The following is a 12256-nucleotide window of genomic DNA, read 5'->3' on the forward strand; positions in this document are numbered from 1 at the left end:
CCCCGGCGGCCCGCGCGGCGGCCCGCAGCGAGCGCGTCTCCGGCTCGCTCGGCCGGTCACCGTGGCTGCCGACCTCGCCGAGGACACCGGGCCGGATCCCGGTGCCGGCGAAGCCGTCCTCGATCTCGCGTACGAGGGTCTCGGTGAGGCGGGTGACGCTCGCGTCCGTCAACTCCGGTGTGTGGAAGGGCTCGTAGTACCAGCCGGTGGCAGCGACGACCGCGACGCCGGACTCTCTCGAGATCGCGGCGAGGGCGAGCGGGTCCCGCCCCATGCCGCGGCAGGTCAGCTCTATGACGAGGGAGAGGTCGAACTCCTCGCGCAGCGCGGTCAGTTCGCCGGTGACCGTCGCTCCGTGGCTCTGTGCGTCGAGGACGGCGCCGCCGTCTCCTTTCCGATCCAGGTCGAGGACGAGGTGCTCGTGGGCGAGGGCGGGGCCGCGGACGGCCTCGTAGGAAAGGGGTCCCGTGACGGTGTGGAGGGGTGTGGTGTGCATGGTGGGGGTGTTCCTTTCCTTTGTGCTGACCCGGCTCTCGCCCCTGAGGTGAGCGGCCCTCTCGCACCGCTCACCTCTCCAACGCCCCGCGATCCGCAAAAGTTCACGGAGAGTGACGAAATCGGGAAAGTTTTTCGCGGAGCGTGACGGGCTCGGGGTGCGGCGGGATCCTGAGCCTCGGTCCGCGGCCGCGTTCGGCGCGTCAGGCCTTGATCGGGGTGAACAGGTCGAGCCAGTACAGAACGTTGAGCAGGATGCCGCCGACGATGACCGCGGCCGGCGCCGCCGCCATTCGTACGATCGGCCGGCCCATCGCCTCGTTGAGCAGGTACAGCCCGCCCACGATCAGGATGCCGAGCCCCGCTCCCATGGCATTCGCCGCCATCAACGAACCGAACAGGATGGCCAGTTGCAGGGTGTCGGAGATCGCGCTGCGCAGGTGCTCCGAGGAGTCCCGCACGCTGGGCAGCTTGCCGAGGAACTTGCCGATGTACGACAGGGCGAGCACCTCGGCCGCGAAGACGAGGGCACCGACGACCGCCGCCAGGATCGGGTTCGGCATGAGATAGCCGATGGGGTAGACGAGAGTGAAGCCCGCGATGCCGTACGCGCCGGAGGCCAGGGCCGTCGTCGCGATCAGCGGGATGAATCCGAAGACGCGGTAGAAGTCGACCTGTGCCGCCTCCCCGTACTGCCCCTTGGCGATCAGGAAGCTGGTGGCCTCGCCGCCGCCGAATATGTGCATCTGCGCCAGCACGCAGACACCCGCGCCGAGCACCATGAACAGCGGCAGGTACTTGCGGAGCCGGGCGGCGCTCGCGCTGAAGAGGGAGGCCATCGGGTCGTCCTCGAGGGCGAGCTCCTCGACGCCGTTGGCCCGGTCCGCCTTGCGCTGCTTGAGGTCCTTGGCCACGGCGAGGCCGATCAGCATCAGCACGCCGACGGCCATGGCGATGGCGCCCGCGAAGACGTTCGGCCACAGCTTCATGGTCATCACGACCAGGGCCAGCTCGGCCACGGCCGCGATCCCGCCCCACTTGCGGCCGAACTGCTTGGTGATGGCGAGCACCGGGAACAGCGTGAACAGGAACAGGATCGGCGTCGACATCTGCTGCATCGCCGTCAGGAAGTCGACGGGCAGGTCGTGCGCCAGGTTGTTGGCGCCGTTCAGGCCGAAGACGACGACCGCGCCCCAGGCGCCGCCCAGGATCGGCGCGAGCCATTTCTTGGGAGACAGGATGCCGAGGATGTCGGTGGGCAGGAACACCAGCCACGGGTTGAGCACCCCCGTGGACAGGGCCATCGGCGCGCCCAGGCCGAAGATGAACCCGGCGGACAGGCCGAAGGAGACCGCCGTGGTGGCGCTGCGTGTGGACCGCCCCTGGATGAAGTCGAGCATGAAGGGGCGCACGCCGTCGTTGAAGACGGCCAGGGCCATGTGCGAGATGAACGCGGTCAGCGCGCACAGGGCGATCACGGTGAGCTGCTGCGCGAGCGTGAAGTCGAGGTTCGCGCCGGCGGCGAGGACGGTGCCGGGGGAGGTGTGCATGGCGTGTCCTACAGGTCTACGAGCGGGCGGCGATCGCGCGGGCGATCAGCGGCGCGATCGTGTCGATCTGGTCCATGGAGAAGCCGAACACCTTCTTGCCGTCCGCCAGCAGGGAGGTGACCTGCTCCTCCGTCGGCACGCTGCGCCCGAAGGTGTGGCAGGCGGGCTGCCCCATCAGGCCGACCAGGACGCCCAGAGAGGCTCCGGCGCCGGTGTGACACGTCCCCAGGAAGTAGTCGGCCTGGCCGGCGCGCAGCTTCATAGCGGCATCCATATCGCTGGAGACGGTGACCTCGACGCCGTCGAGTCCCAACTCCTTGACGGTGTTCGCCACTTCGACCTTGCCGACGCCGCCGGTGAGGATCTTCGTCATGACGGGTTCCTTCTTTCGGTAGTCCGTGCGGACTCAGTGGGTGGGCTGCTGTGCCAGTACGGCGAGGTGCATGGCCAGGAAGTTGATCTCGGACTCGGGCAGGGTCGCGCCGAGCGCGGCGCGGGCCCGCTCGGAGACGCGGCGCGCGCGTTCCACCGCTTCGGGGTGACCGGTGAGTTCGGCCGCCACCTGCTCGTCGGTGAGGAACTGCTCGATCGGTGCGCCGTCCAGGAGCCGGGTGAGGGCCATCATGAGATGGCTGGTGAGCATCCCGGCGCTCTCCTCGGTGACCGTGCGGCCCTCGTCCTCCAGGGTCGCCAGTTCGGCGGTCACGAAGTCGGCGACCTCGGGCCTGACCTGGCCTCCCTCGCGGAACAGCCGGATGCGGAGGGTGAGTTGGTCGTCCATGGGACCTCCCAATCGAGACAGTAACCGGGATTCTGGATTCTGAAGCCGACCAAAGGTCCCCCAAGCGTGGGACCTGTGACGGTTCGTCGTCCGTGCGCGCCACCTGCGCGCAGCGTCAGTACGAAGGCATGCGATCGCCTCGGAGTACTTCGGACTGCAGTTGAGCCACCTGTGACAGGTCGAGGGCGTCGTGCACCGCGGACAGGGCTCTGGCGCCCTCGGTCCTGCCGATGATCGCCGCGCTGGAGTTGCGCAGCGCCAGGTCGCGGGTGACCTCGTCGCCCAGAGGCAGTACGTCGACCTCCATGCCGAGCCGCCCCTGCACCTCGTCGAGGTTCCAGACGGTGGCGTCGGCCTGGTTCTGTGCGAACAGGTCGCGCAGTTGCATGTACGACGACTCGACCCACTGGATGTCGGGGCGTCCCGCGAAGGCGCGCTCGGCCAGCATCCGCTGGTCCTCGGAAGCGTGGTCCACGGCGACCCGCAGCCCCGGCGTGTCCAGGGAGGTGCCTTCGCGTACAAGGAAGCCGTGCGCACCTACGTAGGTGGCCGGTCCGAGGTCGGCGACGAGTGCCAGCTCGTCCTTGTGCGTCTCCACGAGACCGTCCGCCGCGAGGCGCGACAGCACGACGAGATCGACTTTTCCCTCAAGGAGGGCCGCGGTTCGGGCGCCCGCACCGCGCATGAAGGTGATGGCAAAGGGGGTGCCGGCTGCTTCGAAGGCGGCGCGCAGGCCCGTCGCCAGGCCTTCGTAGCGGCGCGAATAGGGGAGCGGCATCGCGGCCAGCAAGGTGCCCAGTCCGGACAGGCGCCACAGTATGGCGCGGTCCGAGCGGACCAGGAAGGTGCCCAGATGGCCACGTGCGGCGGTCTCGATGGCGCCCGACTCCTCCAGGAGACGCAGGGCCGCCTGCACGGTTCCGTTCCCGCAGCCCAGTTCCTCGGCGAAGTCCCGTACGCGGGGCAGCCGGGTCTCCGGCGCGTGGCCCATCAGGAGGACCGCGAGCCGGCGGGCCGCCAGGCCGTTGCGCGTAAGGAAGCGATCGTCGAAACCGTTCACGAAAGAGACAGTAACCAGGATTCTGGATACTGGCAAGGGTCCGGGATCTGTGCGGTTATGGGCCCAAGGCTCAAGGCCCCACATCGGCGCTCGGCAGCGGCATGCGGGCAGGAGGAGAGACAGGCGTGGCGAATCCCGTACCCCCGCGCGATCGCACCGATCAGCCCTGGCGCTCCGAGGGCGCACCGCCCCCACCGGCCCCGCAGAGCCCCAAGCGCAAGATGCCCGGTGGCTGGGGCGGGCTCATCCTCACGGCCCTGATCGTCTACCTCATCGCCAACCTGGTGCTGTCGTTCTTCAACCAAGGCGACGAGCCGACCATCTCGTACACCGAATTCAGCAAGCAGGTCGCCAACGACAACGTCACCAAGATCTACGCCAAGGGTGACGCGATCCAAGGGCAGCTCAAGAAGGAGCAGCCCACACCCGACGACAGCGACAGCAGCAGCAAGAACTACACGAAGTTCACGACGCAGCGGCCGTCGTTCGCCGACGACGACCTCTGGGCGAACCTGGAGAAGCACGACGTCACCGTGACGGCCGAACCGGTCGTCCAGGAGCGCAGCTTCCTGTCGAACCTGCTCATCTCGCTCGCTCCGATGCTGCTTCTCGTCGTCCTGTGGATCTTCATCGCACGGCGCATGAGCCAGGGCATGGGCGGCGCGGGCGGCATGCTCGGCCGCAAACAGCCGCCGAAACCGGTCGAGTTGGAGCCGGGCAAGAAGCGCACCACCTTCGAGGACGTCGCCGGCATCGACGAGGTCGAGGGCGAGCTCAACGACGTCGTCGACTTCCTCAAGAACCCCGACGAGTATCGCGAGATGGGCGCCAAGATGCCGCGCGGCGTACTCCTCGCGGGCCCGCCCGGCACCGGCAAGACGCTGCTCGCGCGCGCGGTCGCCGGTGAGGCCGGGGTGCCGTTCTTCTCGGCCTCCGCGTCGGAGTTCATCGAGATGATCGTCGGCGTCGGCGCCTCGCGCGTGCGGGAGCTGTTCGCCGAGGCCCGCAAGGTCGCACCCTCGATCATCTTCATCGACGAGATCGACACCATCGGCCGCGCGCGCGGCGGCGGCTCCGGGATGGGCGGCCACGACGAGCGCGAACAGACCCTCAATCAGATCCTCACGGAGATGGACGGCTTCACCGGCTCCGAGGGCGTCATCGTCATCGCCGCCACCAACCGCGCCGACGTCCTGGACCCCGCGCTCACGCGCCCCGGCCGCTTCGACCGCATCGTCACCGTCTCGCCGCCCGACCGCAGCGGCCGCGAGGCCATCTTGAAGATCCACGCTCGGGAGATCCCGCTCGCTCCCGACGTCGATTTCGCCCAGGTGGCCCGGACGACTCCGGGCATGACGGGCGCCGATCTGGCCAACCTCACCAACGAAGCCGCTCTCCTGGCCGTCAAGCGCAAGCAGAAGCAGGTCACCCAGGGCGACCTCTCCGAGGCGCTGGAGAAGGTCCAGCTCGGCGCCGAGCGGCCCCTGGTGATGCCCGAGGAGGAACGCCGGCGCACCGCCTACCACGAGAGCGGTCACGCCCTCCTGGGCATGCTCCAGCCCGGCGCCGACCCGGTCCGCAAGATCACGATCGTGCCCCGCGGCAGGGCCCTGGGCGTGACGCTGTCCACCCCGGACGCCGACAAGTACGCGTACACGGAGGAGTACCTTCGCGGGCGCATCATCGGCGCCCTCGGAGGCATGGCGGCCGAACACGTCGTCTACGGAGTCATCACGACGGGGGCGGAGAACGACCTGGAACAGGTCACCAACATCGCCCGCGGCATGGTCGCCCGCTGGGGCATGAGCGAGAAGGTCGGCCGCCTGTCGGCCCTCCCGAACGATGCCCAGCAGGCCTACGGACTCGCCGCCGCCCCGGACACCCTCGACGTGATCGACGGCGAAATGCGCCGCATCGTGGACGAGTGCTACACGGAGGCATGCGACAAGCTGCGCGAGAACCGCCACAAGCTGGACGCGCTGGCCGCCGCGCTGATGGAGAGCGAGACCCTGGAAGAGGCCCAGGCATACCAGGTCGCCGGCATCACGCGCCTCACCAAGGAGTGACCCTTCCGGCAGCACGTCTCATACAGCACGGCCGATGAAGCACGGGTCATGAAGCACGGCTACGCGGTACGGGCTATCAAGTAGCGGAAGACATTGGGCATCCACACCGTGCCGTCGGCGCGCACATACGGTTGCAGCGCCTCCGTCATCTCCTTGTCCACCTGTGCCAGATCCGTCGCACCCACTGCCGCGTCGAACAACCCGGTGGACAGCAGTCCGCGCACCGCGCTTTTCGTATCCGCGTACCCGAAGGGGCACGCCACGCGTCCCGAGCCGTCGGGTCGCAGTCCGGCCCGCTGCGCGACCTCTTCCAGGTCGTCCCGCAGGGCAGGGCGCCAACTCCCCGTGCTTCGTAGGGGATCGGCGAGCTTCGCGGCCACCCGTAGGACGGACGAGGTGGTGCAACGCTCCGGAGGCCCCCATCCGACGAGGACCACGGCAGCCCCCCGCTCCGCCAATGGCGCCGCGCCGCTCAACAGCGCGGACAGGCCGTCCGCGTCACCGGCCGTGCAGCCGATCGGCTGGAAGGCGGTGACCAGGGTGTACGGGGGCTCAGCCGGCCCGGCCACGGTGAGACCGTCCTCGCCGCCGTCCGTCAACAGCGCGGCAGGGCGCTCACGGCCCTCCCGCGCGGCGGGCGTCAGCCGCTCCCTGGCCAGCGCCAGACGCTCCGGCCGGGCCGACTCCACGCCCGTCACCGCCGCGCCGCGCGAAGCCGCCATGAGGAGGGCGAGCCCGGAACCGCAGCCGAGGCCCAGGAGCCGTGTGCCCGAGCCGACCTCGAGCCTTGCGTACACCGCTTCGTAGACAGGGACCAGCATCCGCTCCTGGATCTCTGCCCAGTCACGCGCGCGTGCGCCCAGGTCTGCGCACGGTGCCCGGTCCGCGTGGGGATGGCGCCGCCGCACGAGCGTAGGTGTCATCGAAAGTGCCCCAATCCACCGAGAGATGTCGAGAGTTGTCGCTGTGGTGTACCGACCGTCTTAGCGCGCTGCTCGCACTCCCCCCGTATGCCAGGGAACTCCGCATCGTCCGTCACGTCTAGGGGGTGTTTGGCAGGCGCGGCGACAATGCGCGCGTGCACCGTCGTGCGCCCCTTTGGCGTCATATGACGGGTGCACGCGGGCATCCGGGCGAAAAGGATTCGAGTCCTCCCCGGTCCGCGCCCTAGCATGCGCGCCATGGCCAAAGCACCTGTTCTCACGCCCCAGGCGGAAGACTTTCCGCGCTGGTACCAGGACCTGATCTCCAAGGCCGAACTGGCCGACAACGGACCGGTGCGCGGCACGATGGTCATCCGACCGTACGGCTACGGCCTCTGGGAGCGGATGCAGCAGGACATGGACTCGCGCATCAAGGAGACGGGCACGCAGAACGCGTACTTCCCGCTCCTCATCCCGCAGTCCTACCTGGCCAAGGAGGCCGACCACGTCGAGGGCTTCGCGCCCGAGCTCGCCGTGGTCACGCACGGCGGCGGCAAGGAGCTCGAAGAGCCCGCCGTGGTCCGCCCCACCTCCGAGATGATCGTCAACGAGTACTTCTCCAAGTGGGTCCAGAGCTACCGCGACCTTCCGCTGCTCATCAACCAGTGGGCGAACGTGGTGCGTTGGGAACTGCGCCCGCGCCTCTTCCTGCGGACGACGGAATTCCTGTGGCAGGAGGGTCACACGGCACACGCGACCTATGAAGAGGCACGTGATTTCGCGGCCCGCATCCATAGGTACGTCTATGCGGACTTCATGGAGAACGTCCTCGCCATGGACGTCGTCCTGGGACGCAAGACGCCCAAGGAGCGCTTCGCGGGCGCCATCAACACCCTCACTCTTGAAGGGATGATGGCCGACGGCAAGGCCCTGCAGATGGGCACCAGTCACGAACTCGGCCAGAACTTCGCCAAGGCGTTCCACACCCAGTACCTGTCCAAGGAAGGCACGCAGGAACTGGTCTGGCAGACCTCCTGGGGCTCCACGACCCGCATGATCGGCGCTCTGGTGATGATGCACGGCGACGACAACGGACTGCGGGTGCCGCCCCGGCTCGCTCCCCTTCAGGTCGTCGTCCTCGCCATCAAGGGCGACGACGCGGTTCTCGCCAAGGTCCACGAGATCGGAGGCGCCCTGAAGGCAGCCGGCATCCGCGTCCAGGTGGATGACCGCACCGACACCCCCTTCGGGCGCCGCGCGGTCGACTGGGAGCTGAAGGGCGTCCCCGTACGCGTCGAGGTCGGGCCCCGTGACCTGGAGAACGGCACCGCGATGCTCGCCCGCCGCATCCCCGGCGGCAAGGAAGCGGTGGCCCTTGACGCGCTGGCCGGACTGCTGCCCGCTGTCCTGGAGGAGGACCAGGCGCTGCTTCTGAAGCAGTCCCGTGAGCGCCGTGAGTCGCGTACGAGTGACGTCGCGACGATCGAGGAGGCCGTCGAGGCCGCCGCCGCGGGCGGCTGGGCACGCATCCCGTGGGCCTCTCTCGGCGACGCGGGCGAAGCGGAACTCGCTGAGCACGGGGTGTCCGTACGGTGTCTGCTCGCCGCTGACGGGTCGGTGCCCGACGCCGACGACGCACCGGGTAACGTCGCGATCGTGGCACGCGCCTACTGAGCGACCTTCAGTGCTGAGGAAGAGGCCGAAACACCTCTTGCGCAACTGACGGATACCTACGCCCCGGCGCGGGGGACCACCTACGCGCCGGGGCGTACGTGCGTCTACGCACCACCTTGGTGTGAGCTGTGAGGCTTCTCCGCAGATCAGCGCACCCGACCTCGTCCGGACGCATGAGCGGCAACTGACGGGTACGTGCAAATTATTTGGGATGCCCCGGAATAGGAACACAGAGGCACCCCGGCTCGTTGTCACGACGTGAGCACGACACCACCTGTTCTCGCCGCAGAGCTGGCAGGGGCGTGGGCCGACATTCAGCGGCACCACCCCGAACTGCCGGATCTTGCCGCGCCCGAATCCCTGATCGGGGAGTCGTCGTCCGCCTGCGGACACGCGCTCTCCTTCGAGCGACTCCTCCATGAGGCAGTCCATGGCATCGCTGCCGCGCGCGGAATCCGCGACACCTCGCGCGCCGGCCGGTACCACAACCGTAGATTCCTGGCCATCGCCGAGGAGTTGGGCCTCGACCACCCCGAGGAGCCGCACCCCAGCAGTGGCTTCTCCCTGGTCACGCTCAATTCCGAGGCGAAGCAGCGCTACCGGCAGACGATCGAGCGGCTCCAGCGCGCGCTCAAGGCGCACACCGTCGCGACCGCCGCGGACACCAAGCGCAGCTTCCGGGGGCCTGCCGCACGGCACGGGTCCTCGGGCGGCGGTGTCCGGGTCAAGGCCGTCTGCGACTGCGGCCGCAATGTCCGCGTCGTTCCGTCGGTGCTGGCGCAGGCCCCGATCGTGTGCGGAGGGTGCGGCAAACCGTTCCGTATTCCGGAGGTGGTCGGCGCTGCCGCGGGGTGACCGCCCCGTGCCTGGTGGGGCGGCCGGATGCGGGTTCGGCCGCCCCGGCGACGTGTGGCACAATGGCTAGCTGTACTCGACAGTCGCACAGGACCCCTCTCTCCTCCGGCTGACGCGTCCATCGGGCACTCGGGTACCGCAACCCCACGCGGCAATCTCGCCGTGCCCACCCACGTCAACACCAGGAGACACCACTCCCGTGGCAGTCAAGATCAAGCTGAAGCGTCTGGGCAAGATCCGTTCGCCTCACTACCGCATCGTCGTCGCCGACTCCCGTACCCGCCGTGACGGCCGGGCCATCGAGGAGATCGGCCTGTACCACCCGGTGCAGAACCCGTCGCGCATCGAGGTCGACTCGGAGCGCGCCCAGTACTGGCTGGGTGTCGGCGCACAGCCGACCGAGCCGGTCATGGCCATCCTCAAGCTCACCGGCGACTGGCAGAAGCACAAGGGTCTGCCCGCCCCGGAGCCGCTGAAGGTCGCCGAGCCGAAGAAGGCGCGCCCCTCCTTCGAGGCGCTCGCCACGGCCGACGAGCCCAAGGGTGAGGCCATCACCCAGAAGAAGAAGGCTGAGAAGAAGGACGAGGCCGCTGAGGCTGCGTCCGAGTCGACCGAGGCCTGAGCATGCTCGAGGAGGCTCTTGAGCACCTCGTGAAGGGCATTGTCGACAACCCCGACGATGTGCAGGTCGCCTCGCGCAACCTGCGCCGTGGGCGCGTCCTCGAGGTCCGGGTTCACCCCGACGACCTCGGCAAGGTGATCGGCCGCAACGGCCGCACCGCGCGCGCTCTGCGCACCGTCGTGGGCGCCATCGGCGGCCGCGGGATCCGCGTCGACCTCGTCGACGTCGATCAGGTTCGCTGACAAAGTTGAACACCGGCTCGGGCCGGGGAGGGCTTACGAGCCGTCCCCGGCCCCAGTCGTATGACAGGAGAGTTTCGGACCGTGCAGTTGGTAGTGGGGCGCATCGGCCGCGCCCATGGCATCAAGGGTGAAGTCACCATCGAGGTGCGCACCGACGAGCCCGAGCTGCGGCTCGGCCCCGGTGCGGTGCTGGCCACCGACCCCGCCTCCACAGGACCGCTCACCATCGAGTCCGGCCGGGTGCACAGCGGCCGGCTGCTGCTGCGGTTCGCGGGCGTACGCGACCGGACCGGGGCGGAGGCGCTGCGCAACACGCTCCTGATCGCCGAGGTCGACCCGGAAGAGCTGCCGGAGGACGAGGACGAGTTCTACGACCACCAGCTCATGGACCTGGACGTCGTCACCGCCGACGGTGTCGAGGTCGGCCGCATCACCGAGATCTCGCACCTGCCCTCGCAGGACCTGTTCATCGTGGAGCGGCCCGACGGCAGCGAGGTCATGATCCCGTTCGTCGAGGAGATCGTCGCCGAGATCGACCTCGAGGAACAGAAGGCGGTCATCACGCCGCCGCCCGGCCTCATCGACGACCGGGCAGAGGTCGTCTCTGATCGGGACGCCGACGAGGACGAGCCCTCCGAGGGCGCGTCCGCATGAGGCTCGACGTCGTCACGATCTTCCCCGAGTACCTCGAACCGCTGAACGTCTCGCTCGTCGGCAAGGCACGCGCGCGTGGTCAACTCGATGTCCACGCGCACGACTTGAGGGAGTGGACGTACGACCGGCACAACACGGTCGACGACACCCCCTACGGCGGCGGCCCCGGCATGGTCATGAAGACCGAGCCGTGGGGCGACTGCCTGGACGAGGTGCTCGCCGAGGGGTACGAGAACGGGGCTCAGGGGCCCGTCCTGGTCGTTCCCACGCCCAGCGGGCGCCCCTTCACCCAGGAGCTCGCCGTGGAGCTCTCCGAGCGCCCCTGGCTGGTCTTCACGCCCGCGCGCTACGAAGGCATCGACCGACGCGTCATCGACGAGTACGCGACCCGTATGCCCGTCTACGAGGTCTCCATCGGCGACTACGTCCTCGCGGGCGGGGAAGCCGCGGTGCTCGTGATCACGGAGGCGGTCGCCCGCCTGCTGCCCGGCGTGCTCGGCAATGCCGCCTCCCACCAGGACGACTCCTTCGCGCCCGGCGCCATGGCGAACCTGCTGGAAGGCCCCGTCTACACCAAGCCGCCCGAGTGGCGCGGCCGGGACATCCCGGACGTGCTGCTCAGCGGGCACCACGGCAAGATCGCGCGCTGGCGCCGGGACGAGGCGTTGCGTCGCACCGTGCGCAACCGGCCCGACCTCGTCGAGCGCACGGACCCGAAGGCCTTCGACAAGAAGGACCGCGAGATGCTCTCGATCCTGGGCTGGCGGCCGGGCCCCGACGGACGATTTGGGCCAACGCCCGAGGCCGTGGAAGAATAGGCCGCTGCTGTACGTCCAGCCTGCGCCCCTGCCACAGGGGGAACGACGCAAGGCCCGACGCGATCAGCTACCGAAACTCATCGCATACCTCCCGCCGATGACCTGTGGCATCGGCGAAGAAAGCAGAAGATCATGACTCACCTGCTCGACTCCGTCGACGCCGCGTCGCTGCGCAGCGACCTCCCGGCCTTCCGCCCGGGTGACACCGTCAACGTCCACGTCCGCGTCATCGAGGGCAACCGCTCCCGTGTGCAGCAGTTCAAGGGCGTAGTCATCCGCCGCCAGGGCGCCGGTGTCCGCGAGACCTTCACGGTCCGCAAGGTCTCCTTCTCCGTCGGCGTCGAGCGCACCTTCCCGGTGCACACGCCGATCGTCGAGAAGATCGAGCTCGTCACCAAGGGTGATGTCCGTCGCGCCAAGCTGTACTACCTGCGCGACCTGCGCGGCAAGGCCGCGAAGATCAAGGAGAAGCGCGAGAACTGATCTCGCGCCCGCGAGAGCACCTCTCGCGGAAGG

Annotated in this window: 13 protein-coding genes and 1 pseudogene; 8 read left to right on the forward strand and 6 right to left on the reverse strand. The window is 68.9% G+C overall.

All coding sequences use genetic code 11. The annotated features are described in order from the left end of the window. The 5 genes and pseudogenes from G3I40_RS17825 to yhfZ all read right to left on the reverse strand — a co-directional run. Positions 1-496, reverse strand: a pseudogene (locus G3I40_RS17825) (phosphotriesterase); the annotation flags it as partial. A gap of 202 nt (positions 497-698) precedes the next feature. Beyond that, the gene (locus G3I40_RS17830; RefSeq protein WP_164303132.1) at positions 699-2045 is read right to left on the reverse strand and encodes a YhfT family protein; all 1347 of its coding nucleotides are present in this window, start codon (positions 2043-2045) and stop codon (positions 699-701) included. 16 nt (positions 2046-2061) lie between these two features. Continuing rightward, the gene (locus G3I40_RS17835; protein WP_164303133.1) at positions 2062-2418 is read right to left on the reverse strand and encodes a DUF2620 domain-containing protein; all 357 of its coding nucleotides are present in this window, start codon (positions 2416-2418) and stop codon (positions 2062-2064) included. Between the two features lie 33 nt (positions 2419-2451). Next, entirely contained in the window at positions 2452-2826 is a 375-nt protein-coding gene (locus G3I40_RS17840; protein WP_164303134.1) for a PRD domain-containing protein, read from the reverse strand. Between the two features lie 115 nt (positions 2827-2941). Next, a complete protein-coding gene (gene yhfZ, locus G3I40_RS17845; RefSeq protein ID WP_164303135.1) occupies positions 2942-3886 on the reverse strand; it encodes a GntR family transcriptional regulator YhfZ in 945 nt (314 codons plus the stop codon). A gap of 125 nt (positions 3887-4011) precedes the next feature. Here yhfZ and ftsH point away from each other — a divergent pair, with 125 nt between their 5' ends. Beyond that, a complete protein-coding gene (gene ftsH, locus G3I40_RS17850; protein ID WP_164303136.1) occupies positions 4012-5952 on the forward strand; it encodes an ATP-dependent zinc metalloprotease FtsH in 1941 nt (646 codons plus the stop codon). A gap of 59 nt (positions 5953-6011) precedes the next feature. Here the strand turns inward: ftsH and G3I40_RS17855 are convergent, their stop codons facing one another. Beyond that, on the reverse strand, positions 6012-6875 hold the full coding sequence (locus tag G3I40_RS17855; protein ID WP_164303137.1) for an SAM-dependent methyltransferase: 864 nt from the start codon (positions 6873-6875) through the stop codon (positions 6012-6014). A 258-nt stretch (positions 6876-7133) separates the two neighbouring features. Between G3I40_RS17855 and proS the strand changes: the two genes are divergently transcribed. From proS to rplS, 7 genes are all read left to right on the forward strand, one after another. Beyond that, positions 7134-8549 (forward strand): proline--tRNA ligase, encoded by a 1416-nt coding sequence (gene proS / locus G3I40_RS17860; protein ID WP_164303138.1) that lies wholly within the window; start codon positions 7134-7136, stop codon positions 8547-8549. A 258-nt stretch (positions 8550-8807) separates the two neighbouring features. Continuing rightward, positions 8808-9404: a hypothetical protein gene (locus G3I40_RS17865; protein WP_164303139.1), complete on the forward strand. Its 597-nt coding sequence runs from the start codon at positions 8808-8810 to the stop codon at positions 9402-9404. Positions 9405-9603: 199 nt separating this feature from the next. Next, a complete protein-coding gene (gene rpsP, locus G3I40_RS17870; RefSeq protein ID WP_164303140.1) occupies positions 9604-10026 on the forward strand; it encodes a 30S ribosomal protein S16 in 423 nt (140 codons plus the stop codon). A 2-nt stretch (positions 10027-10028) separates the two neighbouring features. Further along, complete coding sequence (locus tag G3I40_RS17875) at positions 10029-10268, forward strand: RNA-binding protein (RefSeq protein ID WP_005311361.1); 240 nt, start codon at positions 10029-10031, stop codon at positions 10266-10268. A gap of 81 nt (positions 10269-10349) precedes the next feature. Next, positions 10350-10922 carry a ribosome maturation factor RimM gene (gene rimM / locus G3I40_RS17880; RefSeq protein ID WP_164303141.1) on the forward strand — a complete coding sequence of 191 codons (573 nt, stop codon included), beginning with the start codon at positions 10350-10352 and terminating at the stop codon, positions 10920-10922. Beyond that, the gene (gene trmD, locus G3I40_RS17885) at positions 10919-11740 is read left to right on the forward strand and encodes a tRNA (guanosine(37)-N1)-methyltransferase TrmD (RefSeq protein ID WP_164303142.1); all 822 of its coding nucleotides are present in this window, start codon (positions 10919-10921) and stop codon (positions 11738-11740) included. The genes rimM and trmD overlap by 4 nt, the downstream gene beginning before the upstream one ends. Positions 11741-11872: 132 nt before the next feature. Beyond that, a complete protein-coding gene (rplS, locus tag G3I40_RS17890; RefSeq protein WP_164303143.1) occupies positions 11873-12223 on the forward strand; it encodes a 50S ribosomal protein L19 in 351 nt (116 codons plus the stop codon). Positions 12224-12256: the final 33 nt, after the last annotated feature.

The organism is Streptomyces sp. SID14478, assembly GCF_010548525.1.
Taxonomy (GTDB): Bacteria; Actinomycetota; Actinomycetes; order Streptomycetales; family Streptomycetaceae; genus Streptomyces.